The 23,000-nt window shown below is 70.9% G+C and carries 22 protein-coding genes; 10 read left to right on the top strand and 12 right to left on the bottom strand.

All coding sequences use genetic code 11. The annotated features are described in order from the left end of the window. Positions 1-132: 132 nt before the first annotated feature. From ABZT93_RS34905 to ABZT93_RS34890, 4 genes are all read right to left on the bottom strand, one after another. Positions 133-1,074 carry an amino acid ABC transporter permease gene (locus ABZT93_RS34905; RefSeq protein WP_356112244.1) on the bottom strand — a complete coding sequence of 314 codons (942 nt, stop codon included), beginning with the start codon at positions 1,072-1,074 and terminating at the stop codon, positions 133-135. Then, positions 1,071-1,748, bottom strand: coding sequence for an amino acid ABC transporter permease (locus tag ABZT93_RS34900; RefSeq protein ID WP_356112241.1), 678 nt, complete (start codon positions 1,746-1,748; stop codon positions 1,071-1,073). Before ABZT93_RS34900 ends, ABZT93_RS34905 begins: the two co-directional genes overlap by 4 nt. Before the next feature lie 233 nt (positions 1,749-1,981). Beyond that, positions 1,982-2,824 (bottom strand): glutamate ABC transporter substrate-binding protein, encoded by an 843-nt coding sequence (locus ABZT93_RS34895; protein WP_356112239.1) that lies wholly within the window; start codon positions 2,822-2,824, stop codon positions 1,982-1,984. A gap of 61 nt (positions 2,825-2,885) precedes the next feature. Further along, on the bottom strand, positions 2,886-3,662 hold the full coding sequence (locus ABZT93_RS34890; RefSeq protein ID WP_356112236.1) for an amino acid ABC transporter ATP-binding protein: 777 nt from the start codon (positions 3,660-3,662) through the stop codon (positions 2,886-2,888). A gap of 300 nt (positions 3,663-3,962) precedes the next feature. On the opposite strand from ABZT93_RS34890, the gene ABZT93_RS34885 reads away from it, so the two are divergent. After that, the gene (locus ABZT93_RS34885; RefSeq protein WP_356112233.1) at positions 3,963-4,649 is read left to right on the top strand and encodes a response regulator transcription factor; all 687 of its coding nucleotides are present in this window, start codon (positions 3,963-3,965) and stop codon (positions 4,647-4,649) included. A 368-nt stretch (positions 4,650-5,017) separates the two neighbouring features. Continuing rightward, on the top strand, positions 5,018-6,400 hold the full coding sequence (locus tag ABZT93_RS34880; protein ID WP_356112232.1) for a HAMP domain-containing sensor histidine kinase: 1,383 nt from the start codon (positions 5,018-5,020) through the stop codon (positions 6,398-6,400). Here ABZT93_RS34880 and ABZT93_RS34875 read toward each other — a convergent pair. The 3 genes from ABZT93_RS34875 to ABZT93_RS34865 form a co-directional block, all read right to left on the bottom strand. Then, positions 6,390-7,385 (bottom strand): TAXI family TRAP transporter solute-binding subunit, encoded by a 996-nt coding sequence (locus tag ABZT93_RS34875; protein WP_356112230.1) that lies wholly within the window; start codon positions 7,383-7,385, stop codon positions 6,390-6,392. The two genes, ABZT93_RS34880 and ABZT93_RS34875, sit on opposite strands and share 11 nt — an antisense overlap. Before the next feature lie 561 nt (positions 7,386-7,946). Next, positions 7,947-9,161 (bottom strand): cation:proton antiporter, encoded by a 1,215-nt coding sequence (locus ABZT93_RS34870; protein WP_356112228.1) that lies wholly within the window; start codon positions 9,159-9,161, stop codon positions 7,947-7,949. Between the two features lie 4 nt (positions 9,162-9,165). Further along, complete coding sequence (locus tag ABZT93_RS34865; RefSeq protein ID WP_356112226.1) at positions 9,166-9,651, bottom strand: TrkA C-terminal domain-containing protein; 486 nt, start codon at positions 9,649-9,651, stop codon at positions 9,166-9,168. Positions 9,652-9,820: 169 nt separating this feature from the next. Between ABZT93_RS34865 and ABZT93_RS34860 the strand changes: the two genes are divergently transcribed. Both ABZT93_RS34860 and ABZT93_RS34855 read left to right on the top strand, forming a co-directional pair. Beyond that, positions 9,821-10,771: a HAMP domain-containing sensor histidine kinase gene (locus ABZT93_RS34860; RefSeq protein ID WP_356112225.1), complete on the top strand. Its 951-nt coding sequence runs from the start codon at positions 9,821-9,823 to the stop codon at positions 10,769-10,771. Continuing rightward, positions 10,768-11,421, top strand: coding sequence for a response regulator transcription factor (locus tag ABZT93_RS34855; RefSeq protein WP_356112223.1), 654 nt, complete (start codon positions 10,768-10,770; stop codon positions 11,419-11,421). Before ABZT93_RS34860 ends, ABZT93_RS34855 begins: the two co-directional genes overlap by 4 nt. Here ABZT93_RS34855 and ABZT93_RS34850 read toward each other — a convergent pair. Together ABZT93_RS34850 and ABZT93_RS34845 are read right to left on the bottom strand one after the other, a co-directional pair. Continuing rightward, entirely contained in the window at positions 11,408-11,851 is a 444-nt protein-coding gene (locus tag ABZT93_RS34850; RefSeq protein ID WP_356112221.1) for a hypothetical protein, read from the bottom strand. The two genes, ABZT93_RS34855 and ABZT93_RS34850, sit on opposite strands and share 14 nt — an antisense overlap. Before the next feature lie 156 nt (positions 11,852-12,007). After that, positions 12,008-14,896, bottom strand: coding sequence for a SpoIIE family protein phosphatase (locus tag ABZT93_RS34845; RefSeq protein ID WP_356112219.1), 2,889 nt, complete (start codon positions 14,894-14,896; stop codon positions 12,008-12,010). Positions 14,897-15,065: 169 nt separating this feature from the next. Between ABZT93_RS34845 and rutA the strand changes: the two genes are divergently transcribed. Then, positions 15,066-16,139, top strand: coding sequence for a pyrimidine utilization protein A (gene rutA / locus ABZT93_RS34840; RefSeq protein ID WP_356112279.1), 1,074 nt, complete (start codon positions 15,066-15,068; stop codon positions 16,137-16,139). 55 nt (positions 16,140-16,194) lie between these two features. Here the strand turns inward: rutA and argG are convergent, their stop codons facing one another. Beyond that, positions 16,195-17,649: an argininosuccinate synthase gene (argG, locus tag ABZT93_RS34835; RefSeq protein WP_351994270.1), complete on the bottom strand. Its 1,455-nt coding sequence runs from the start codon at positions 17,647-17,649 to the stop codon at positions 16,195-16,197. Between the two features lie 600 nt (positions 17,650-18,249). Between argG and ABZT93_RS34830 the strand changes: the two genes are divergently transcribed. The 4 genes from ABZT93_RS34830 to ABZT93_RS34815 are packed head-to-tail and all read left to right on the top strand — an operon-like array spanning position 18,250 to position 21,025. Further along, a complete protein-coding gene (locus ABZT93_RS34830; protein WP_356112216.1) occupies positions 18,250-18,387 on the top strand; it encodes a hypothetical protein in 138 nt (45 codons plus the stop codon). A 56-nt stretch (positions 18,388-18,443) separates the two neighbouring features. Further along, the gene (miaB, locus tag ABZT93_RS34825) at positions 18,444-19,970 is read left to right on the top strand and encodes a tRNA (N6-isopentenyl adenosine(37)-C2)-methylthiotransferase MiaB (protein ID WP_356112214.1); all 1,527 of its coding nucleotides are present in this window, start codon (positions 18,444-18,446) and stop codon (positions 19,968-19,970) included. A gap of 34 nt (positions 19,971-20,004) precedes the next feature. Continuing rightward, positions 20,005-20,301: a hypothetical protein gene (locus ABZT93_RS34820; RefSeq protein ID WP_356112213.1), complete on the top strand. Its 297-nt coding sequence runs from the start codon at positions 20,005-20,007 to the stop codon at positions 20,299-20,301. A gap of 10 nt (positions 20,302-20,311) precedes the next feature. Continuing rightward, entirely contained in the window at positions 20,312-21,025 is a 714-nt protein-coding gene (locus tag ABZT93_RS34815; RefSeq protein ID WP_356112211.1) for a class III extradiol dioxygenase subunit B-like domain-containing protein, read from the top strand. A gap of 155 nt (positions 21,026-21,180) precedes the next feature. Here the strand turns inward: ABZT93_RS34815 and ABZT93_RS34810 are convergent, their stop codons facing one another. Together ABZT93_RS34810 and ABZT93_RS34805 are read right to left on the bottom strand one after the other, a co-directional pair. Beyond that, the gene (locus tag ABZT93_RS34810; protein WP_356112209.1) at positions 21,181-21,450 is read right to left on the bottom strand and encodes an antitoxin; all 270 of its coding nucleotides are present in this window, start codon (positions 21,448-21,450) and stop codon (positions 21,181-21,183) included. Between the two features lie 24 nt (positions 21,451-21,474). Beyond that, positions 21,475-21,825 (bottom strand): hypothetical protein, encoded by a 351-nt coding sequence (locus ABZT93_RS34805; RefSeq protein WP_356112207.1) that lies wholly within the window; start codon positions 21,823-21,825, stop codon positions 21,475-21,477. Between the two features lie 183 nt (positions 21,826-22,008). Here ABZT93_RS34805 and miaA point away from each other — a divergent pair, with 183 nt between their 5' ends. Next, positions 22,009-22,947, top strand: coding sequence for a tRNA (adenosine(37)-N6)-dimethylallyltransferase MiaA (gene miaA / locus ABZT93_RS34800; protein WP_356112206.1), 939 nt, complete (start codon positions 22,009-22,011; stop codon positions 22,945-22,947). Positions 22,948-23,000: the final 53 nt, after the last annotated feature.

Below are 23,000 nucleotides of genomic sequence, written 5' to 3'. Positions count from 1 at the left end.
GGAGGTTGGAGCAGGGTGCACGATCACAGAACGTATGCAACCTATTGCCGGTGCTTGCGTCAAGTGACGGAGGGCAGTGGCGATCATGCCACTGCCCTCCGTGCCCTTCACGCCGCTTGACTGAGCATCAGATCACCGGGGCGGCTTGTCGGTGAAGGTGAACCCGCTCGGGCCGCCGCCCTCTCCGCCGGTCCCGAAGGTGCCCCCCACCGCCGCCGGGTTGATCTCCGTGTCCTCACCGAGGACCGCCCCCGTGCTCTTCTTGCTGCGCCGCAGCCTCTGCTCCAGCCAGCTCGCGAAGCTGGTGAGGATGAAGTTCACGACGATGTAGATGATCGCCACGACGATGAAGCTGGGGATGACGTTGGCGTAGTTGGCCGCCAGCGTCTGGCGCGCGTTGAGCAGCTCGGTGAAGCCGAGCATCACGCCGCCCAGCGCGGTGTCCTTCACGATGACCACCAGCTGGCTGACGATGGCCGGCAGCATCGCGGTGACCGCCTGCGGGAGCAGGATGCTGGTCATCGTCTGGCCCTTGCGCAGACCGACCGCGTAGGCCGCCTCCGTCTGCCCCCGGGGCAGCGAGAGGATGCCGGCCCGCACGATTTCGGCGAGCACCGAGGCGTTGTAGAGCACCAGGCCGGTGACTACGGCGTACAGGGGCCGTTCCTCGCTGCTGATGTTCAGGGAGGAACGGACGTAGAGCTCGTTCGCGAACAGCATCAGCAGCAGGACCGGGATGGCCCGGAAGAACTCGACCACCGTGCCGGCCACGCCCCGCACCCAGGCGTGGTCGGACATCCGGGCGATGCCGAAGACCGCGCCCAGGGGCAGGGCGATCACCATGGAGATCGCCGCGGCCTTGAGGGTGTCGGCGAGGCCGGGCAGGAGGTAGGTCGTCCAGGCCTCGCCGGTGGTGAAGGGCTCCCAGAGGTCCCACTCCAGCTGGTTGTTGTCGTCCATCGTCCGCCACACCCACCACAGCACGAGGGCGAGCAGGAGGATGAAGACGACCGACAGCAGGACGTTGCGCCGTTTGGCGCGGGGTCCCGGAGTGTCGTAGAGGACCGAGCTCATCGCTTCACCGCCAGTCGCTTGCTCAGCCAGCCAAGGAAGAGGCCGGTGGGGAGGGTCAGCACCACGAAACCGAAGGCGAAGACCGCGCCGATGAGCAGCGTCTGAGCCTCGTTCTCGATCATTGTCTTCATCAGGTACGCGGCCTCGGCCACGCCGATCGCGGCCGCCACCGTGGTGTTCTTCGTCAGCGCGATCAGGACGTTGGCCAGCGGGCCGATGACCGAGCGGAAGGCCTGCGGCAGCACGATGAGGCGCAGGGTCTGGCTGAAGTTCAGCCCGATCGCGCGGGCCGCCTCGGCCTGGCCGAGCGGCACCGTGTTGATGCCGGAGCGGATCGCCTCGCAGACGAAGGCGGCGGTGTAGACGATGAAACCGAGGATGGCCAGCCGGAAGCTCATGACCTTCACGTCGTCGCCCGCACCCAGCGTGATGCGGAAGATGTCGGCGAGGCCGAGAGAGGTGAAGACGATGATGACCGTCAGGGGGATGTTCCGGACGATGTTGACGTAGGCGGTGCCGAACCCGCGCATCAGCGGGACGGGGCTGACCCGCATCGCGGCCAGCAGGGTGCCCCAGATGAGGGAGCCGATGCCGGAGAAGAAGGTCAGCTTCACCGTCATCCAGAAGGCGCCCCACAGACTCGGGTCGTCATAGTCTGAAATAAAGTCGAACACGATCTCCCGCGCTTCCGGGTGTGTGGCGGAGGTATGAGGGGCGCGACGCGCCGCCGCCCTGATCGCGGCGGGCGGCGGCGCACCGGTGGATGCCTGCGCAGACGCTCCGCTGGACGGTCGGCGTCTGCCGATGGCCGGCCGCGGGCTCGCTGTGGCTCGTCACGCGGTCGCCCGCGCCCCTTGCGGGGCGCGGCCGAACCGCGGTCGCGACGCTGCGCCGGTGGAGCCCTGCGTTACTTGACGATGACGCCGATCTTCGGGGCGGGCTCGTTCTTGTAGCCGGCCGGGCCGAAGTTCTTGTCGACCGCCTTCTGCCAGGAGCCGTCGCTGACCATCTTCTCCAGGGCGGCGTTGATCTTGTTGACGGTGGCGGTGTCGCCCTTCTTCACGCCGATGCCGTAGTTCTCGTTGCTCAGCTTGAGGCCGGCGAGCTTGAACTGACCCTTGTACTTGTCCTGGGCGGCGAAGCCCGCGAGGATCGAGTCGTCCGTGGTCAGCGCGTCGACGGCGCCGCTCTGGAGGCCGGCGATGCACTCCGAGTAACCGGAGTACTCACGCAGCTGGGCCTTCGGGGCGAAGTCGTCATGGACGTTCTGCGCCGAGGTGGAGCCGGTCACGGAGCACAGCTTCTCGCCGTTGAGGTCCGTGGCCTCGCTGATCTTGGAGTCCTTCTTGACCAGCAGGTCCTGGTGGGCCAGCAGGTACGGGCCGGCGAAGTCGACCTTCTTCTTGCGCTCGTCGTTGATCGAGTAGGTGGCCGCGATGAACTTCACGTCGTTGCGGGCCAGCGCGTTCTCACGGTCGGCGCTCTTGGTCTCGACGAACTCGATCTGGTCGGGCTTGTAGCCGAGCTGCTTGGCCACGTACGTCGCCACGTCCACGTCGAAGCCGGAGAAGGACCCGTCGGGCTTCTTCAGCCCGAGACCGGGCTGGTCGTACTTGATACCGATCTTGATCTTGCCGCCGCCGGAACCCGAACCGGAGCTGTCGTCATTGCTGTCGCCGCCGCAGGCGGTCGCGGACAGGGCGAGGGCGAGAACGGCGGCCGAGGCGGCGGTGACCTTGCGGAGCTTCATGGTGAACATCCTTTGGGTGGTGAAGAATTGAGAGCCGTCGGTGGTCGATCCGGGTGGCACGTCAGTGGTGCAGGATCTTCGACAGGAAGTCCTTGGCACGGTCGCTGCGCGGATTGCTGAAGAACTGGTCGGGCGCAGCCTCCTCGACAATCCGTCCGTCCGCCATGAAGACCACGCGGTTTGCAGCCGATCGTGCGAAACCCATCTCGTGCGTGACGACGATCATTGTCATGCCGTCGCGGGCGAGCTGCTGCATGACCTCCAGCACCTCGTTGATCATCTCGGGATCGAGCGCCGACGTGGGCTCGTCGAAGAGCATGACCTTCGGGTCCATCGCCAGGGCGCGGGCGATGGCGACACGCTGCTGCTGACCGCCGGACAGCTGGGCGGGGTACTTGTCCGCCTGCGTGGCGACACCGACCCGGTCGAGCAGGGCGCGCGCCTTCTCCTCGGCCTGCTTCTTGTCGGCCTTGCGGACCTTGATCTGGCCCAGCATCACGTTCTCGAGCACGGTCTTGTGCGCGAAGAGGTTGAAGGACTGGAAGACCATGCCGACGTCGGCGCGCAGCCGCGCCAGTTCCTTGCCCTCCTGGGGCAGCGGCTTGCCGTCGATGGCGATCGAACCCGTGTCGATCGTCTCCAGGCGGTTGATGGTGCGGCACAGGGTGGACTTCCCGGACCCGGAGGGTCCGATGACCACGACGACCTCGCCGCGGGCGATCGTCAGGTCGATGTCCTGGAGTACGTGCAACGCACCGAAGTGCTTGTTGACGCCCTTCAGGACGACCAGCTCGCCGGTCGCGACCGCATCTTCCTTGGCCGCCGATACTTCGGTCATCGCTCTCTGGCTCCGTCCTCCTCGGTTTCGGAGGACAGTAGTAACCCCATGCGACCAGCGTCATTAGTCTTGAGGGGAATCTGAGCATCACGATCCGATAGCAATCGGACACGTGTCGTAGCACTTGCGGCCAGTGGTCATATCGGCCGGGTAACGGAACCGCGGCGCAACCGGAACCCTCTTGACGCCGTCCTCATCCATCAGCATGACTGCACGGTGCGCACGCGCGCGTGTGCCGCACAGTTCTACCTGTTCATTGCATATTCGGATAGTACGTCCGATGGACCAAAGGGGGCCGGGGTGAGACTTCTCCTCGTCGAGGACGACAACCATGTGGCCGCCGCGCTGTCCGCGGTACTCGCCCGGCACGGTTTCGACGTCACTCACGCGCGCAGCGGCGAGGAGGCACTCCAGGCGCTCGTCCCGGAGGTCGACGGCTTCGGGGTCGTCCTTCTCGACCTCGGGCTGCCCGACCAGGACGGCTACGAGGTGTGCGGCAAGATCCGCAAGCGCACCAGCACGCCGGTGATCATGGTCACCGCGCGCTCCGACGTGCGCTCCCGCATCCACGGGCTGAACCTCGGCGCCGACGACTACGTGGTCAAGCCGTACGACACGGGGGAGCTCCTCGCCCGCATCCACGCCGTCAGCCGGCGCACCGTCCACGAGGACGCTCCCGGCGGCGGGGACACCGCGCTGGTCCTCGGCGCCGTACGCATCGAACTGCCGACCCGTCAGGTCACCGTGGACGGCATGATCGTCCAGCTCACCCGCAAGGAGTTCGACCTCCTCGCGCTGCTCGCCCAGCGGCCCGGTGTGGTCTTCCGGCGCGAGCAGATCATCAGCGAGGTCTGGCGCACCAGTTGGGAGGGCACCGGCCGCACGCTGGAGGTGCACGTGGCGTCCCTGCGCGCGAAGCTGCGGATGCCGGCGCTGATCGAGACGGTGCGGGGGGTCGGGTACCGGTTGGTGGCGCCGGGGATGTGAGGAGCCCGCGCGAGGGGGCCGCGCCTCGGGAGCCAGGGGCGGGGGCCGCCGTGGGGTTCCGGGTGAAGGTGGGGGCGGGAAGCTGTGCGAGGCTCAGGGGGAGGGAATCGGGTCGGGTGAGGGACGGTGGCTGTGGGCGCGGGTGAGTGGGGCGGTGAGGCTGCCCGCGTGTGCGGCGGTGGCCGGGGGCGGCTCGCCGCGGGGGGCCGGGGTGGTTCGGGTGACTACGGTCGGTCGTTCCGGGGTGCGGTACGGCCTGCTGTGCCCCGACAGCAGGGCCTCTCTGCGTGCCGAGTGGCCGAGACGCCGTTCGGTGGTGCCCGCGCGCATACGGGCTCGCGGCTTCGGGCCGGGGCGTAGGCGGGCCCGTGCGCACACGTCTTCTTCCGCTGCTCATCGTCCTCATGGCTGCCGTCCTGCTGGCCCTTGGAGTGCCGCTCGCCATCGGTGTGGCCTCCGCGCAGCAGCAGAAGGTCGTCGTCGACCGGATCGACGACACCGCGCACTTCGCGGCCCTCGCCCAGTTCGTCACCGACGCCTCCGACGAGCGCCTGGAGACCCTGGAGAGTGAGCTCACCAGCTACTACAAGGTCTACGGCATCCGCGTCGGCGTCTTCTACGACGGTGACGTACCCATGGCCACCGCGCCCCGCGGGTGGTTCCTCCCCCGGGAGGGCGAGGTGCGCGATGCGTTCGGCGAGGCCCTGCTCAGCCGCCGCAGTCAGGACCCCAAACAGGTGTGGCCCTGGCAGCGGGGCCGGCTGGTCGTCGCCTCCCCGGTGATCCGGGACGGTGACGTCGTCGCGGTCGTCGTCACCGACTCGCCCACCGGACCGATGCGTTCACGGATCCTGCACGACTGGCTCGTCATCTTCGCGGGCGAACTCGCCGCCATGCTGCTGGCCGTGGGCGCCGCGCTACGGCTGACCGGGTGGGTGCTGAGACCCGTACGGGTCCTCGACGCCACCACCCACTCCATCGCGAGCGGGGCCCTGAAGTCCCGGGTGGCGGTCGCCGGCGGACCGCCCGAACTCAGGCGCCTGGCCCGCTCGTTCAACGAGATGGCGGACAACGTCGAGGACGTGTTGGAGCAGCAGCGGGCCTTTGTCGCGGACGCCTCGCACCAGTTGCGTAATCCGCTCGCCGCACTTCTGCTGCGCATCGAACTGCTCGCCTTCGAACTCCCCGAGGGGAACTCCGAGATCGCCTCCGTGCAGGCGGAGGGCAAGCGGCTGGCCCAGGTCCTCGACGACCTCCTCGACCTCGCGCTCGCCGAGCACACCGAGGCCGATCTGAAAGTCACCGACATCGGCGAACTCACCGCCGAACGGGTCGCCGCCTGGACACCCACTGCCGAGGCCAAGGGCGTACGACTGGTGGGGAGCTGTCCGCCCACCACCGCCTGGGCCGACCCCGTCACCCTCTCCAGCGCCCTCGACGCGGTCATCGACAACGCGCTCAAGTTCACGCCCGAGGACGAGACCGTCGAGGTCACGGTCGCCGCGGACGGGAACACCTCGACGGTCGTCGTCGCCGACCGCGGACCCGGGCTCACCGACGAGGAACTCGCGCGGGTCGGCGACCGGTTCTGGCGCAGCGGACGGCATCAGAACATCAAGGGGTCCGGTCTCGGGCTGTCCATCTCGCGGGCCCTGCTGGCGGCGGGTGGCGGGTCGATCTCGTACGGGCGCCACGAGCCGCACGGCCTGGTGGTGACGGTCTCCGTGCCCCGCAGCCGTCCTACGGCTTGACCGAACGGTAGTAGCGGCGGGCGCCCTCGTGCAGGGGCACCGGGTCGGTGTAGATCGCCGTGCGTACGTCCACCAGCTGGGCGGAGTGGACGTCGTGGCCGATGCCGTCCCTGCTCTTGATCACGGTCCGGGTGAGCCACTCGGTGAGCTCGGGGTCCATGTCCTTGCGGGTGATCAGCACGTTGGAGACGGCCATGGTCGGGACGGTCCTGCCGTTCTGGACGGACGGGTACGCCGACGCCGGCATGTTGGTGGCGCGGTAGTAGCGGGTGGGCTCGCCCTCGGCGTGCAGCTTCGCCACGAGGGACGGTTCGATCGGGACGAAGCGGAACGCCGAGCGTTCGGCCAGCTGCTTCAGACCGTCGGTGGGCAGGCCGCCGGACCAGAAGAACGCGTCCAGGCCGTGGCCGAGGAGCTTGGGGCCGGTGTCGATGCCCTCGGCCCTCGGCTGGATGTCCTTGTCCGGGTCGAGGCCGGCGGCGTCGAGCACGCGGTCGGCTATCAGTCGTACGCCGGAGTTCGGGACGCCGATGGAGACGCGCTTGCCCTTCAGGTCGGCCACGGTGTGGATGTCCGAGTCGGTGGGGACGACGAGCTGTACGTAGTCGTCGTAGAGGCGGGCCACGCCGCGGAGCCGGTCGGCGCCGGGGTCGCCGTTCTGCTGGTAGGTCTCCACCGCGTCGGCAGCGGCGATGGCGAAGTCGGACCTTCCGAGCGCCACGAGTCTGACGTTCTCCTGGGAGCCCGCGCTGGTCTCCAGTTTCACCTTCAGGTCCGGCATGTCCTTGTGGATCTCGTTGCGGAGGAGCTCGCCGTACTTCTGGTAGACGCCTGCCTTGGTGCCCGTGCTGAAGGTGATCGTGCCGGTCGGGGGGCTCTCACCCAGCGGGAGCAGCCACCACAGGAGCAGGCCGAGGGCCACGAGGGCGGCGGCCGCGCTCTGGAGCGCCCGGCGGCGGCTGAGGCGGGGGAACGGCTGGGGCATGCCGGTGATCCTGCCAGGGGGTGTGGGGGGCTGGCCAGTGCCGATTGCCTCCGACGGTCGGGAGGGTGGGGTTGTGGTTTGTCTGCGGGCCGGTGGGGGCTGGTCGCGCAGTTCCCCGCGCCCCTTGGTGCCTGCGGCGGCCTGTGCGGCTTCGGTGGGGCTGGTGTGGCGCGCTGCGCGACCAGCCGCAACGGACGCGGGCGCCGTGCGGGCAGCCTCGCCACCACCGGCCGGTGGGGGATGGTCGCGCAGTTCCCCGCGCCCCTTGGTGCCTGCGGCGGCCTGTGCGGCTTCGGTGGGGCTGGTGTGGCGCGCGGCTGCTGCGCGACCAGCCGCAACGGGCGCGGGCGCCGTGCGGGCAGCCCCGCGACCACCGGCCGGTGGGGGCTGGTCGCGCAGTTCCCCGCGCCCCTTGGTGCCTGCGGCGGCCTGTGCGGCTTCGGTGGGGCTGGTGTGGCGCGCTGCGCGACCAGCCGCAACGGACCCGCAGGCGACCTACGGCAGCCCCGCACCCCACCGACCGGTGAGGGCCGGCAGCCCTGTCACCCCCTTCAGTCGCCTTCAGGCCCCGTCCCCGCCGACCGGCACCCGTGACGCGCTCTCCGGTGTCTTCGGGGACTCGCGGTGGGCCGTCAGTCTCGTGGCCAGTGGCTCGGTGTAGCGGGCCGTGAGGGGGCCGATGATCACCAGGATGAGGACGTAGGCCGTGGCGAGGGGACCGAGGGAGGGTTCTATGCCGGCCGAGACCGCCAGGCCCGCGATGACGATCGAGAACTCGCCACGGGCCACCAGTGCGCCACCCGTGCGCCAGCGGCCCTTGGAGGAGATTCCGGCTCGGCGGGCCGCCCAGTAGCCGGTGGCGATCTTCGTGGCTGCCGTGACCAGGGCCAGGGCGAGGGCGGGGAGCAGGACCGGTGGGATGCTCGCCGGGTCCGTGTGGAGGCCGAAGAAGACGAAGAAGACCGCGGCGAAGAGGTCGCGCAGGGGGCTCAGGAGGGTGTGGGCGCCCTCCGCCACCTCGCCGGAGAGGGCTATGCCGACGAGGAACGCGCCCACGGCTGCTGATACTTGGAGTTGCTGTGCCACTCCGGCCACCAGGATCGTCAGGCCCAGGACCACCAGGAGGAGCTTTTCCGGGTCGTCGCTGGAGACGAAGCGGGAGATCAGGCGGCCGTAGCGGACCGCCACGAAGAGGACCAGGCCGGCCGCTCCGAGGGCGATCGCCAGGGTCAGGCTTCCGGCCAGCAGGCCCGCTCCGGCCACGAGGGCGGTGACGATGGGCAGGTACACCGCCATCGCGAGGTCCTCCAGGACCAGGACGCTGAGGATCACCGGGGTCTCCCTGTTGCCCACTCGGCCCAGGTCGCCCAGGACCTTCGCTATGACGCCCGAGGAGGAGATCCAGGTGACGCCGGCCAGGACCACCGCGGCCACCGGGCCCCAGCCCAGCAGCAGGGCGGCCGCCGCTCCCGGGAGGGCGTTGAGGGCGCCGTCGACCAGGCCCGAGGGGTAGTGGGCCTTGAGGTTGGTGACCAGGTCTCCGGCCGTGTACTCCAGGCCGAGCATCAGCAGGAGAAGGATGACGCCTATCTCGGCGCCTATCGACACGAACTCCTCGCTGGCGCCGAGCGGGAGCAGGCCGCCCTCGCCGAAGGCCAGGCCGGCCAGGAGGTAGAGGGGGATGGGGGAGAGGCGGAAGCGGGCGGCGAAACGGCCGAGGAGTCCCAGGCCGAGGATGATCGAGCCGAACTCGATCAGCAGGACCGCGGAGTGCACGCGCTCACTCCCGCCCGAGGACGGCCGCGGCGGCGTCCACGCCCTCGCGGGTGCCCACGACGATGAGGATGTCGCCGCCGGCCAGGCGGAAGTCCGGTGCGGGCGACGGGATCGCCTCGGCCCGGCGCAGGGCCGCCACGACGGACGCGCCGGTGTCCGTGCGCATCCTCGTGTCGCCGAGGACCCGGCCGTTCCAGCGGGAGCCGGCCGCCACCTCGATCCGCTCGGCCACCAGGCCCAGGTCGGAGGTGTAGAGGAGGCTCGCGCTGTGGTGGGAGGGCTTCAGCGCGTCGATCAGGGCGCCCGCCTCGGAGCCGGTCAGGCGCAGCGACTGGGCGCAGGAGTCGGGGTCGTCGGCCCGGTACACGCTCACCGTGCGGGCACCGTCGCGGTGCGCCACCACGGAGAGATGGCGGTCCTCGCGGGTCATGAGGTCGTACTGGACCCCGATTCCCGGCAGCGGCGTCGCCCTCAGGCGTGGAGCAGACACGTTTCTCCCCTTGTGGTTCGTGTGATCACTGGTGCCGGGTTCGCATGCTGCCAGGCCCCCGTACGGTGGCGATATGGGTGACGTGACGGATATACGCGAGCGGCCGGGCCCGGCGACGCTGGGTGCGGGGACGTCGTGCCAAGCGGAGGAGAGGGGCGGAGGCCGGGCCGTGTCACTGTTCTGGCGGATCTTCTCGCTCAACGCCGCGGGCCTCGTCGTCGCCGCCGCGCTGCTGCTGGGGCCGGTCACCGTGTCGACGCCCGTCCGGCAGGGGGAGGCCGTGGTCGTCCTCGGGGGGCTTGCCCTGTTGCTGGCCGCCAATGCGGTGGTGCTGCGCGTCGGGCTCATCCCGCTGCAGCGGCTCGGGCGGGCCATGGCCGCCGCCGATCTGTTGCGCCCCGGGGTGCGTGCCCCTGTCTCCGGTCCTTCCGAGACGGCCGCGCTGATCACGACGTACAACACCATGCTCGACCGGCTGGAGGCCGAGCGGGTGACCGGCGCGGCCCACGCGCTCTCCGCCCAGGAGCGGGAGCGGCACCGTATCGCGCGCGAACTGCACGACGAGGTCGGGCAGACGCTGACCGCTGTGCTGTTGCAGCTGAAGAGGGTCGCCGACCGGGCGCCGCAGGAGCTGCGGGAGGAAGTGGGGCAGGCGCAGGAGGCGACCCGGGCCGGGCTCGACGAGATCCGTCGGATAGCGCGGCGGCTGCGGCCCGGGGTGCTGGAGGAGCTCGGTCTGTCGAGCGCTCTGCGGTCTCTCGCGGCCGAGTTCACCACGCACGGGCTGACCGTGCGCCATCACGTCGGCGGCGATCTGCCCCGGCTGACCGAGGAGTCGGAACTGGTGGTCTACCGGGTGGCCCAGGAGGGTCTGACCAACACCGCGCGGCACTCCGCCGCCGACCGGGCCGAAGTCCGGCTCCAGTCGGTCGCGGGGGGAGTCGAGCTCCTCGTGCGTGACAACGGCAAGGGGCTGCGCGGGGCGCCCGACGGGGCCGGGATCCAGGGGATGCGGGAGCGGGCGCTGCTGGTCGGAGCGGTGTTCTCGGTGGAGGCAGGTCCCGGGCGGGGGACGGATGTGCGGTTGCGGATACCGGTCGCGGCGGGGACGCGCCGATGACGGAGCCGACCCGGGTGCTGCTCGCCGATGACCACACCCTCGTACGGCGGGGGGTGCGGCTGATTCTCGAGGGGGAGCCGGACCTCACGGTCGTGGCCGAGGCGGGCGACGGCGCCGAGGCGGTCGAGCTGGCACGCGCGCGTGAGGTCGATCTCGCCGTGCTGGACATCGCCATGCCGCGGATGACCGGGCTCCAGGCGGCCCGTGAGCTGTCCCGGCGCTTGCCGGACCTGCGGATCCTGATCCTGACGATGTACGACAACGAGCAGTACTTCTTCGAGGCGCTCAAGGCCGGGGCCAGCGGATACGTCCTCAAGTCCGTCGCCGACCGCGATCTCGTCGAGGCGTGCCGGGCCGCTGTGCGCGACGAGTCCTTCGTCTACCCCGGCGCCGAGCGGGCCCTGGTCCGCTCCTACCTCGACCGACTGCACCGCGGTGACGACCTGCCCGCGCGGGCCGTCACCGAACGCGAGGAGGAGATCCTCAAGCTCGTCGCCGAGGGGCACACCACGAAGGAGATCGGCGAGCTGCTGTTCATCAGCGCGAAGACGGTCGAGCGGCACCGCGCGAACCTGCTGGCCAAGCTGGGGATGCGGGACCGCCTGGAGCTGACCCGGTACGCGATACGGGCAGGGCTCATCGATCCTTGAGGCGGGCGTGCGGGCGCGTGCCACGACGCCGTCGCACCACATACGCGCCGGCGAGGCCGACCCCGCCGAGCGCCATTGCCGCCCCGATCGCCCGCTCGAAGCCGGCCGGGCCCACACTGCCTCCGGACCCGCCCTGGACGCCGAGCGTGGGAAGCGGCGTGGCGCGTGGCGTAGCGGGCGGCGTGGCCGCGCTCACGGCGCCGGTGCCCCTGTGGGGCAGCACCTCGCAGGCGATGCCGTCGTCCCGACCCTGGTCCTCGTCGAGCCGGTTGGGGTCGCTGCGGTCGCGGTCGAACTCCGCCTGCGCGTCCTCCTGGAAGGCGAAGTCGGCGCAGTCCAGGTCGCCTTGGGCGTGTGCGATGCCGGTCAGCGGCCCGGCGGTGGCCAGGACGGCCAGTGCCGCGGTGGTGAGCGCGATGCGTATTGCCATGGGACGTGCCTTTCGGGTGGGGCCTGAACAGCCGTCACCGCGACCCTAGGGACGCGCCCGGCATCCGGCCCGTGGAGCTGGGCCGAACGGGCAGGGCCGAACGGGCAGGGCCGAACGGGCAGGGCCGAACGGGCAGGGCCGAACGGGCACGCGCAGTCACAGAAGCGTCTCCCAGTCCTCGTCGAGGTCCGCGGCGTTCAGGAACAGCACGTCCGCCGGCTCGGCCGGGCCCCGCAGGGACTGTTCCGTCCAGATGCACTTGCCCGTGGGGGTGTAGCGGGCGCCCCAGCGGGTGGAGAGGGCCGAGATGAGCTGGAGGCCCCGGCCGCCCTCATCGGTGTCCGCGGCGTGGCGGATGCGAGGCATGGTCTGGCTGCCGTCGTAGACCTCGCAGATCAGCTCGGTGGTGTGCAGCAGGCGCAGCCGGACCGGGCCGCGGGCGTGCCGGACGACATTGCCTACCAGCTCGCTGACCAGGAGCTCCGTGGTGGGGGACAGGTCGTCCAGGTCCCAGGCCGCAAGCTGTTCGCGGACGTGCCGGCGGGCCTGGCTCGCCGCCTTCGGGTCGTCGTGCAGGGACCAGGCGGCCATCCGTTCGGCCGGCAGCGCGTGCAGCCGGGCCACCAGGAACGCCGCGTCGTCGGCCGCCTGTTGGTCCGCCGGCAGCAGCCCGGCCGTCAGCCTGTCGCACAGGCGCTCAAGGTCTACGGTGGTCCCGTCGGCGTGGGCGGCGCCGAGCAGCCGCGCCAGCTCGGCCATACCCTCGTCGATCTCCCGCTTCGCCGATTCCACCAGTCCGTCGGTGTACAGCACGAGCAGACTGCCCTCGGGCACCTCCAACTCGGCCGTCTCGAACGGTGGCTTGGCCGCGCCCAGCGGGGGATCGGCGTCCGGTTCGGGGAAGTGCACGCTTCCGTCGGGCCGTACCAGGGCGGGCGGTGGATGGCCGGCCCGGGAGATGGAGCAGACCCGGGTCGTCGGGTCGTAGAGCGCGTACAGACACGTGGCGTACGACGCCTCGCTCATGCCGCCGACGATGTCGTTGAGGTGGCCGAGGATCTCGTCGGGCGGCAGCTCCAGGTCGGCCAGCGTGTGCACCGCGGTGCGCAGCCGGCCCATGGTGGCCGCCTCCGGCAGGCCGTGACCCATCACGTCACCGACGACCAGCGCGACCCGTCCGCCGGACAGCGGGATGATGTCGTACCAGTCGCCGCCCACGTCAGCGCCCTGCCCGGCCGGCAGATAGCGCGCGGCCGCCGTGCACGCGGGCAGGTCGGGCAGTGCCTGGGGAAGCAGGCTCCGCTGGAGTTCCCGGGACCGGGTGTGCTCGGCGTCGTAGAGGCGGGCCCGTTCCAGGGACTGGGCGACCAGGGCGGTGATCGTGGTGAGCAGGGCGCGTTCCTCGTCGTCGAGGACCCGGGGCCGGTCGAAGGAGACCGCGCAGACGCCGAAGGTGTGCCCGGACGCCGTCAGCGGCAGGAACGCCCAGGACTTCTTCTCGCCGCGAGCGGGGAAGTCGGCCAGTTCGGGGTAGCGGGTGGCGTACTCCTGCGGTGACGACATGAACAGCGGGAGACCGGACGCGATCGTGTCCCAGGCGGGGTCGCCGGTCGATGCCCGACGGCGGCTGTCGAGAAGGGCCACGAAGTCCCGGGGATAGCCGACCGCACCGACGTGGTGGAGCCGGTCGCCCTCGCTGACCTGGACCATCAACCCGGAGGCTGCGAACGGCGGCAGCACCCGGCGGGCGACCGCGTCCACCACGTCCCGGGAGGTCGTCGCCTTGGCGAGTTCCGTGGTCAGCTCGGCGATGCGCACCGCCCGCTCGGCCGCGGCCCGCTCCGCCGCCTGCCGCTCCTGTGCCAGCCGGCGCTTCTCCGTGACGTCCTGGAAGTACAGGGTGCGGCCGTCGGGACCCGGCACCAGCCGTACGTGCAGGCGCCGTCGGCAGTCCGCGATGTACACGTCGAACCCGGTGGACCTCTCCTCGGCCCCGGCCGCCAGGCAGCTCTCCTTGAGGCCCGGCACCTGCCGGGTGGCCGGAAGGTCCCACAGCAGGCGCCCGAACAGCTCCTCCTCGGAGAAGCCGAGGAAGCGTTCCGCCTCCAGGTTGGCGAAGGTGATCCGCCACTCGTCGTCCACCGCGAGGAAGCCGTCGCTCATGTGCCGCAGGGCCCTGCCGAGGGCGTCCCGCGCGGTGCGGGACTCGTTGCTCTCCCAGCCCACCCCGATCATCCGCAGGGGCTCGCCCTGCTCGTCGTAGGTCGCCCGGCCGCGGGCCTGCGTCCAGCCCCAGGTGCCGTCCAGGCGCCGCACCCGGTACTCGGCCTCGTAGACGGAGTGGTCGAGGAGCGCCTGCTGCGCCGCCGCGAGGGTGGGGGCCAGGTCGTCGGGGTGGACGATCCGCATCCAGTTGTCGATCCGGCCGGTGAAGTCGGCGGGCAGTGTGCCGTACAGCTCCAGCGCGGCCTCGTCCCAGATCAGGTCGCCGCTGCGGATGTCCCAGTCCCACGAGCCGACCTGGACCTCCTTCAGCGCCTGCCGCAGCCGCTCGCCGCCCAGCTCCGCCTGGGTGGGCCCCGACGGGGGCGGTGCCTGGGCCATCCGGTCCTCGGTCCAGGCGACGACGTCCCGCAGGAAGTCCCAGTGCTCGGGGGTGGGCTCGCCCTCCGCACCGGCCAGGACGGTCAGCGCGCCGATGCTGCGCCGGCCGCTGAACACCGGGAGGGCGGCGAGGCCGCTGCCGGGCCAGGAGTCCTCTCGCGGCGGGTCCTGGGGCAGCGGCACCCAGACGCCCCTGCCCTGCTGGAGCGCGCGGGCCGGGGCCAGGGGGCCCTCCTGGTCGACGATCTCCCAGGAGCGGGTGAGGGCGGTCGGCAGACCGACGGACGACACCAGTCGCAGGGCGGACATCGGGCCGCGCAGGTGCACGGTCCCGCCGAGCGCGCTCAGCTCACCGACCGCATGCCCGAGCGCCAGCCGGAAGACCTCGCTCTCCGTCGCACCAGGGGGGACCGTGCCGAGAAGAGCGAGCCGCGCGTTCATGGAGGGAACTTATCGTTCCCGTTTCCGATCGAAACCTGCTTCACCGTTTCCGCCGAGCTGTTTCTCGGCATTCCCTTACCTCAACTGCCCTTGCTCCATGGGAAGTTGCCGAAACTCCGGCCGTGTACCGTGCCGTCGGACCGGGCAGTCTTCGATCATGAGGAGCGGCATGGACATCGGTGTCTTCATCCCCATCGGCAACAACGGCTGGCTCATCTCGAAGAGTTCCCCGCAGTACATGCCGACCTTCGAGCTCAACAAGGCGGTCGTGCAGAAGGCCGAGCAGCACGGGTTCGACTTCGCCCTCTCGATGATCAAACTCAAGGGTTTCGGCGGCGAGACCCAGTTCTGGGACCACTGCCTGGAGTCGTTCACGCTGATGGCGGGGCTGGCCGCGGTGACCGAGCGGATCAAGCTGTACGCCTCCACGCCCATCCTCGCGCTGCCGCCGGCGATCGTCGCCCGCATGGCGGTCACGGTCGACTCGATCGCCCCCGGCCGCTTCGGCGTCAACATCGTCACCGGCTGGGCGCCCGGCGAGTACACGCAGATGGGCGTATGGCCCGGCGACGAGCACTTCGGCAACCGGTACGAACGGGCCGTCGAGTACGTGACGGTGATGAAGGAGCTGTGGAGCGAGGGCGTCAGCAACTTCAAGGGCGCGTTCTACGAGATGGACGACTGCGTGCTCTCGCCGCGGCCGGCCGACGGGCACATCGACATCGTGGCCGCCGGGCAGAGCGGCACGGGCATGCGGTTCGCCGCCGGGCACGCCGACTACAACTTCATCCTGGGCAGCGGCGTGAACACCCCGCTCGCCTTCGCGGACAGCGCGGCCACGCTGGTGGAGGCGGCACGGGAGACCGGCCGTGACGTCGGTGCCCTGTCCCTGTTCATGGTCATCGCCGACGAGACCGACGAGGCCGCCCGCGCGAAGTGGCAGGACTACCACGACAACGCCGACCTGGCGGCGCTGGCCTACATGGCGGGGGAGTCGGCCACGGACGCCACCGCCGACGACTCCTCCACGGCCCGCACCATCGTGCTGCCCGAGGGCGCCGTGAACTTCAACATGGGGACGCTCGTGGGCTCGTACGAGAGTGTCGCGCGCATGCTCGACGAGATCGCCGGGGTCGAGGGCACCAAGGGGATCATGCTGGTCTTCGACGACTTCCTCGACGGGATCGAGGCCTTCGGGACGCGGATCCAGCCGTTGATGCGGTCGCGGGAGGGGCGGGCATGAGAAGAGGCCGGCGCTGTCTCGCACCGGCCTCTTCCCACGAACCTCTCGGGGTGGATCAGTCCGTGCCGAACTCCATCGCCGCCCGGTCCAGCAGGGCCTCGTCCTCGGAGACCTCGCCGCGGGAGGCGATCGCCTCGGCGCCGCCCTCGGGGAGTTCCGGCATGGTGCCGATCAGCCCGGTCGCGGCGGCCTGGGACGCACCGATCGTGGGGCTGCCGGTGCCGATCAGGCCGAGACCCGCGTACTGCTCCAGCTTGGCGCGGGAGTCGGCGATGTCGAGGTTGCGCATGGTGAGCTGGCCGATCCGGTCCACCGGGCCGAAGGCCGAGTCCTCGGTGCGCTCCATCGACAGCTTGTCCGGGTGGTACGAGAACGCCGGGCCCGTGGTGTCGAGGATCGAGTAGTCCTCGCCGCGCCGCAGGCGGAGGGTGACCTCGCCCGTGATCGCCGCGCCGACCCACCGCTGGAGCGACTCGCGGATCATCAGGGCCTGCGGGTCCAGCCAGCGGCCCTCGTACATGAGACGGCCCAGGCGCCGGCCCTCGTTGTGGTACTGGGCGACGGTGTCCTCGTTGTGGATCGCGTTGACGAGACGCTCGTAGGCCGCGTGCAGCAGGGCCATGCCCGGGGCCTCGTAGATGCCGCGGCTCTTCGCCTCGATGATCCGGTTCTCGATCTGGTCGGACATGCCCAGGCCGTGCCGGCCGCCGATGGCGTTGGCCTCCATGACCAGGTCGACGGCGGAGCCGAACTCCTTGCCGTTGATGGTGACCGGGCGGCCCTGGTCGAAGCCGATCGTCACGTCCTCGGGCGCGATCTCGACCGACGGGTCCCAGAACTTCACACCCATGATCGGCTCGACGGTCTCGATGCCGGTGTTGAGGTGCTCCAGGGTCTTGGCCTCGTGCGTGGCGCCCCAGATGTTGGCGTCGGTGGAGTACGCCTTCTCCGTGGAGTCCCGGTACGGCAGCTGGTGCGCGACCAGCCACTCCGACATCTCCTTGCGGCCGCCGAGCTCGGTGACGAAGTCCGCGTCCAACCAGGGCTTGTAGATGCGCAGGTTCGGGTTCGCGAGCAGGCCGTAGCGGTAGAACCGCTCGATGTCGTTGCCCTTGAACGTCGAACCGTCGCCCCAGATCTGGACGTTGTCCTCCAGCATCGCCCGCACCAGCAGCGTGCCGGTGACGGCACGGCCCAGCGGGGTGGTGTTGAAGTACGCCCGCCCGCCCGAGCGGATGTGGAACGCCCCGCAGGTGAGCGCGGCCAGCCCCTCCTCGACCAGCGCGGCCCGGCAGTCGACCAGGCGCGCGATCTCGGCACCGTAGGTCTTCGCGCGGCCGGGCACCGAGTCGATGTCGGGCTCGTCGTACTGGCCGATGTGCGCGGTGTAGGTGCAGGGAATGGCGCCCTTGTCGCGCATCCACGCGACCGCGACGGAGGTGTCGAGACCGCCGGAGAAGGCGATGCCGACGCGTTCGCCGGCGGGGAGGGACGTGAGGACCTTGGACATAGGAAGATTATGCATCACCACGTATGGTCATGCAAAGCCCCCGGGCCCCGCCTCCCAAGTGATTCACGTCATCCGCGATGCGTGCCCCCTCTCGCCCGGCACCCCGCGGTGGGCGCCGCAGTGACCTGCACGCACCTTGAGGGGGGCGAGTGGCTCCCGGGGGAGGGTGGAGCAGCGGTATGAGGGCCTCCTTCGGACGGGCCTCCCGGACAGGGGCCGACGCCACCCGGTCCTCCTTCGCGCGGGCCGCCGTCACCCGGTTCTCTCGCGTAGACCTTCCTCACGCGTCGGGCCCGCGGTGTGCGGTTCGTCGGCGTCACCGTGCTGGTGCCGGGTGTGGCCGGCGTCCTCGCGCTGCTGCTGTGCCCCGCTCCGGGCGGTGCCCGGCGACCCACCGGCGCCCACCGGTGCCCGTATCGCACGTCGACGCCGCCGCCCGGGCCTGTCTGCCGCCGTCCACGGACACCGGCCCCGGTGGCACCTCGGCGGCGCTGCGGCGGACCGACGCGCACCTCGTGGTCCAGCGCTACCGGATGCCCGCCGACGCGACCCCCCGCCACCTACCTCGACACCCTGGTCCAGCTCCGAAGCTCCACCGTCGTGGCCTCCCGCCTGGCCGAGGAACGGGCCCGGGCAGTCCGCCTCGTGGTCGTGGCCCACCGACCCCCGGCCGGAACGGCCCGCCTGAGTCCTTTCTCGGTCAGCGCGAGCGCCCTGGAGCGGCTGCTGCGCCCGTGAGCGGCCAGGGCTGAGCACCGGGGCGGCGGTCTCCGCGGAGCGCCTACCCTTGAGCCATGACCAGCAGCAGCGACCGGAGCCCGGCAGTGGACGTTCCCTCTTCGAAAACGTATGAAGTGCGCACTTATGGGTGCCAGATGAACGTCCACGACTCCGAGCGATTGTCCGGACTGCTGGAGGAGGCGGGCTACGTACCCGCCCCCGAGGGCTCCGACGGGGACGCGGACGTCGTCGTCTTCAACACCTGCGCGGTACGGGAGAACGCCGACAACCGGCTCTACGGCAACCTCGGCCGGCTCGCGCCGCGCAAGGCGTCGCGGCCCGGAATGCAGATCGCGGTCGGCGGCTGTCTCGCGCAGAAGGACCGGGACACCATCGTGCGGAAGGCGCCCTGGGTGGACGTCGTCTTCGGCACCCACAACATCGGCAAGCTGCCGGTCCTGCTGGAACGCGCGCGCGTGCAGGAGGAGGCGCAGGTCGAGATCGCCGAGTCGCTGGAGGCGTTCCCGTCCACGCTGCCGACCCGGCGTGAGAGCGCCTACGCGGCCTGGGTGTCGATCTCCGTCGGCTGCAACAACACCTGCACCTTCTGCATCGTCCCGGCGCTGCGCGGCAAGGAGAAGGACCGCCGCAGCGGCGACATCCTCGCCGAGATCGAGGCGCTGGTCGGCGAGGGCGTCTCCGAGATCACCCTGCTCGGCCAGAACGTCAACGCGTACGGCTCCGACATCGGCGACCGGGAGGCGTTCAGCAAGCTGCTGCGCGCGTGCGGCTCGATCGAGGGCCTGGAGCGCGTGCGATTCACGTCTCCCCACCCCCGCGACTTCACGGACGACGTGATCGCGGCGATGGCGGAGACGCCGAACGTCATGCCGCAGCTGCACATGCCCCTGCAGTCCGGCTCGGACACGGTCCTCAAGGCGATGCGCCGTTCCTACCGGCAGGAGCGCTACCTGGGGATCATCGAGAAGGTGCGCGCCGCCATGCCGGACGCCGCGATCTCGACCGACATCATCGTGGGCTTCCCCGGCGAGACCGAGGAGGACTTCGAGCAGACCATGCGCGTGGTCCGCGAGGCCCGCTTCACGAACGCCTTCACCTTCCAGTACTCCAAGCGCCCCGGAACCCCGGCGGCGACCATGGACGGGCAGATCCCCAAGGAGGTCGTGCAGTCGCGCTACGAGCGTCTCGTCGCCCTTCAGGAGGAGATCTCCTGGGAGGAGAACAAGAAGCAGGTCGGCCGCACCCTGGAGCTGATGGTCGCCGAGGGTGAGGGCCGCAAGGACGGCGCCACCCACCGCCTCTCCGGCCGCGCCCCCGACAACCGCCTGGTCCACTTCACCAAGCCCGACCAGGAGGTACGCCCCGGCGACGTGGTCACGGTCGAGATCACCTACGCCGCCCCGCACCACCTCCTCGCCGAGGGCACCGTTCTCGACGTGCGCCGCACGCGCGCGGGGGACGCGTGGGAGAAGCGGAACGCGGCCGAGGCCGCCACGCCCGCGGGTGTCATGCTGGGCCTCCCGAAGATCGGGGTTCCCGAGCCGCTGCCGGCGGCCACGGGCGGCTGCGTGGCGCACTGAGCCCACGCAGCCGGTCGCGCAGGAGGGGCGGGGCATGGGGCGTTGGGTGGTCCTGGTCGACCGAAGTCACGGAGACCAGCAGGACGTCGACGAGGTGGCGCACTTCGAGGGCACCCGGGAAGAGGCCCGCGCCCGTCTGTACGAGCTCGCCTGCACCCACCGGCCGGGCCTCACTCTGCGCCAGAAGCGTCGGCACGTCTACCGGATCGGCGACGGGGACGCCTACTACGCCCACATCGAGGGTGTGATGTCCACGCATCGCATGGTGTACCGGCTCGGCGAACTGGTGTGGAGCACGCATCCCGAGTCCTGGCCGTGGGCCTGGAAGTAGGCTGCCGATCATGCTTGTAGCAGCCGCTGTCTGTCCCTGTCCGCCCGTTCTCGTGCCCCAGGTCGCCGCCGGGGCCGCGCCCGAGCTCGACGGGGCCCGCGCCGCCTGCACGGACACGCTGGGTGTCCTCGCGGCGGCCCGGCCCGACCGCCTCGTCGTCGTGGGGCCCGCCGACGAGAGCGGACGTGGCCCGCACTCGCAGGGCGCCCGGGGGTCGTTCCGCGGCTTCGGCGTCGATGTGGACGTACGGCTCGGGCCGGAGCGGGAGCCTGCCCCGCAGCGTCCGCTCCCGGCCTCGCTCGCCGTCGCCGCCTGGCTGCTGGAGCGCACCGACTGGTCCGGCGCCCCGATCGAGGGACTCGGCGTGGGGGAACCTCTGGAGCCCGAGCGGTGTATCCAGACCGGTAGGGACATCGCCGCCCGGGCCGAGCGGGTGGCGCTGCTGGTGATGGGCGACGCCAGCGCCTGCCGCACACTGAAGGCACCCGGCTACCTCGACGAGCGCGCGGCCCCCTTCGACGCGGAGGTCGCGCGGGCGCTGGGCGCGGCCGACGTGGCGGCCCTGCGAGCGCTGGACGCCGAGCTGGCGTACGAACTGAAGGCCTCCGGCCGGGCCTGCTGGCAGGTCCTCGCGGGCGCGGCCGAGGGCGCGAACCTCAGCGGCTCGCTGCTGTACGAGGACGCGCCTTATGGCGTGGGGTACCTGGTCGCGACCTGGTCCTGAGGTCCACGGAGGGCCTGTGGTCGCGAGAGCCGCTGCCGAGACCGCAGGGGGCCGTGGTGGAGGCCTGGGCTGGTCCTGGGCTGGTCCTGGGCAAACGGCGGACGGCCCGGGGGCGTCATGCCCCGTGGCCGTCCGTCGGTGTGCCGTGCCGCCGTTCAGGAAGCGGGCGGCGGTGAGGCCGGTGGCACGCTGCCGCCCCCCGGTCCCTCCGTGCCCTCGTGGTGCGCGAGTCGGTCCATGGCGTCCTTGGCCTTGCCCGTGCCCGTCCGGATCCTGTCGCTGTACTTGCCCTTGGTCTTCTCGTCCACGACCTTGGCGGCCTTGTCGAGACCGTGCTGGATCTTGCCCCCGTGCTGCTGCGCGAGGCCGGAGACCTTGTCCTTGGCCGGGCCGAGCTTGGCCTTCACATTGTCCAGGAGACCCATCGTTCACCTTCCCACGCGGGACAGTTACGTGCGGGCGCCCTCGCCGGCCTCATGGTCGGCCGCATCCTCGGCGGACTGCTGCTTGGGGATCTCGACGCCGTCGGCGGCAGCGTCGTCGCCGGGTTCCGCCGCCGACCCGTCCGTGTCCTCGGTCGCGGCGGTCTCGGTGATCTCGACCTGGCTCCTGCCCTCGGTCTCGGTCCCGGCCTTGGCGTCGGACTTGGCGTCGGCCTTGGCCTTGACGTCGGTCGATCCCTTCGCTTCTGCCGCCTCCTCCGCCGCGGACTCGGCCGTCGGGATGTCGGCCTGCGTCTCGGCGGTTGACGCCTCCTCCGTAGCCTTCGACCTGCGGAGAAGTCGTGCAAAAACGCCCATATCCACTCCATACGCTACTCGTGCGGGGGAAATCCCGCGTCGCCCGGTGCGCCCGTTTGCGCCGTCCGGATCGCCGCCTCCGTGAACAGGGCGGCGGAAGCCACGCAACTGGCAACGACGCCGCAGCCGGGCCGTCACGTAACTCGTTCGAGGTGGTGCCCGGAGGTTTGCGAGACTGGGGCGGTGAGCAGCGCACCCCCCGCCCCCCGCGTCATCGCCGTCGTCGGACCCACTGCGGCCGGAAAGTCCGATCTGGGCGTCTTCCTCGCCCAACGACTGGGAGGCGAGGTCGTCAACGCCGACTCCATGCAGCTCTACCGAGGGATGGACATCGGCACCGCCAAATTGACGCCCTCGGAACGCGACGGCGTCCCGCACCACCTCCTGGACATCTGGGACGTGACCGTCACCGCGTCCGTCGCCGAGTACCAGCGGCTGGCCCGCGCCAGGATCGACGCACTGCTCGCCGAGGGCCGCTGGCCGATCCTCGTCGGGGGTTCCGGGCTCTACGTGCGCGGGGCCGTCGACAACCTGGAGTTCCCCGGCACCGACCCGGAGGTCAGGGCCCGCCTGGAGGAGGAACTCGTCCTGCGTGGCTCCGGCGCGCTGCACGCCCGCCTCTCCGCCGCCGACCCCGGGGCCGCGCAGGCCATCCTGCCCAGCAACGGCCGCCGTATCGTCCGGGCTCTCGAAGTGATCGAGATCACCGGCAAGCCCTTCACCGCCAACCTCCCCGGCCACGACTCCATCTACGACACCCTCCAGATCGGTGTCGACGTCGCCCGGCCCGAGCTCGACGAGCGCATCGCGCGCCGCGTCGACCGGATGTGGGACGCCGGCCTCGTGGAGGAGGTGCGGGAGCTGGAGGCGCGAGGGTTGCGCGAGGGGCGCACAGCCTCGCGCGCGCTCGGGTACCAGCAGGTGCTGGCGGCGCTCTCGGGGGAGTGCGCGATGGAGGACGCGCGGGCCGAGACCGTCCGTGCCACGAAACGCTTCGCGCGCCGTCAGGATTCATGGTTCAGGCGCGATCCGCGGGTGCACTGGTTGAGTGGGGCTGCGGCGCATCTCACAGAACTTCCGCAGCTCGCGCTGGCGTTGGTCGAACGACCGGTCACAGCCTGATCACGTCATGGCATCGGGACGCTCCGGCCGTCATCCGGGCCTCCGCCGCCGTG

This window comes from Streptomyces sp. NPDC005303 (assembly GCF_040607335.1).
GTDB lineage: Bacteria > Actinomycetota > Actinomycetes > Streptomycetales > Streptomycetaceae > Streptomyces.
The sequence above is the reverse complement of the archived record's forward strand: the minus strand, read 5'-3'. Positions and strand labels throughout refer to the sequence as shown.